Annotated in this window: 1 protein-coding gene; it reads left to right on the top strand. The window is 70.2% G+C overall.

The genetic code is table 11. The features are described 5' to 3' along the window. Positions 1–42: 42 nt before the first annotated feature. Positions 43–1,266, top strand: coding sequence for an IS4 family transposase (locus tag ACIBLA_RS37560; protein ID WP_399201148.1), 1,224 nt, complete (start codon positions 43–45; stop codon positions 1,264–1,266). Positions 1,267–1,435 lie beyond the last annotated feature (169 nt).

Below are 1,435 nucleotides of genomic sequence, written 5' to 3'. Positions count from 1 at the left end.
CAATGCCGGTGACTTTGGCCTTTCTTTCTCGTTGGTTGTGGTGTGGCGAGGGTGGGGCAGGTCAAGTCGCCTGCGGGTGAGCGGTTGTCGGACCGGATTGCGATCGGGGTGCTGACGCGGGCGTTTCCGCCGGAGTTGGTCGATGAGGTGATCGCGGAGACCGGGCGGGTCGAGCAGCGCAGTCGGCTGCTGCCCGCCCGGGTGGTCGTGTACTTCGTGCTGGCGATGTGCCTGTTCTTCGGGCAGCCGTATGAGGAGGTCGCGCGTCTGCTGGGTGAGGGGCTGGGGAACCGGGGGCGGTCGTGGCGTGTGCCGACGACCGCCGCGATCGGGCGGGCGCGTCGGCGTCTGGGCCCGGAGCCGTTGAAGGTGCTGTTCGGGCGGGTGTGCCGGCCGGTGGCGGTGCCCGGGACGGCGGGTGCCTGGTACCGGCAGTGGCGTCTGGTGGCGGTGGACGGCACCACCCTGGACCTGGCGGACACCGCGGCCAACGACGGCTTCTTCGGCCGCCCGGGGTCCGGGCGGGGGGTCGGCGCGTTCCCGCAGGCCAGAGTGGTGGCTCTGGCGGAGTGCGGGACGCACGCGGTGTTCGGCGCGGCCATCGGGCCGCTGTCGGTGAGTGAGCCGGTGCTGTCGCGGCAGCTGCTCACCGAGCTCCGGGCGGGGATGCTGCTGCTGGCCGACCGGGGCTTTTACGGGTTCGAGCTGTGGCAGGCGGCCCGGGCGAGCGGCGCGGACCTGCTGTGGCGGATGCGCAAGAGCGCCGCCCTGCCCGTCATGGAGGTCCTGACCGACGGCTCCTACCTGAGCACGGTCCACGCCGAGAAGGACCGCAGGAGCCGCCGCAACCCGGTGACCGTCCGCGTGATCGAGTACACCCTCGCCCACAGCGGCGACGCCGCTGTCTACCGCCTGCTGACCACCCTGCTCGACCCCCGGCAGGCACCCGCCCGGGAGCTGGCCGCGCTCTATGCCCAGCGGTGGGAGATCGAGACCACGCTGGACGAGATCAAAACCCACCAGCGCGGCCCGAAACTCCTCCTTCGTTCGAAGTACCCGTGGGGCGTGGAACAGGAGATCTACGGGTTCCTCCTCATTCACCACGCCATCCGGCAGCTGATGCACCAGGCCGCCCTCGACCACGGTCTCGACCCCGACCGCATGTCCTTCACCCGGTCCCTGCGGATCGTGCGCCGCCAGGTCCCCGCCCAGGCGGCGTTTTCCCCCCGGCAGACTCACACGGGCACTGACCCGCACCCTTGCTGAGATCGCCGAACGCCTCCTGCCCACCCGACGCCACCGGACCTGCCCCCGCGTGATCAAACGCAAGATGTCCAACTGGCCCCTCAAACGAGCCGAACACCGCAACTGGCCACCACCAGCCCCAGCAACGATCACCACCCGACCAGCAACAACCTAAAATCACCGGCATTGG

It is taken from the genome of Streptomyces sp. NPDC050433 (genome assembly GCF_044458565.1).
GTDB lineage: Bacteria > Actinomycetota > Actinomycetes > Streptomycetales > Streptomycetaceae > Streptomyces.
Note: the sequence above shows the minus strand (reverse complement) of the source record. Positions and strands in the feature narration are given on the sequence as shown.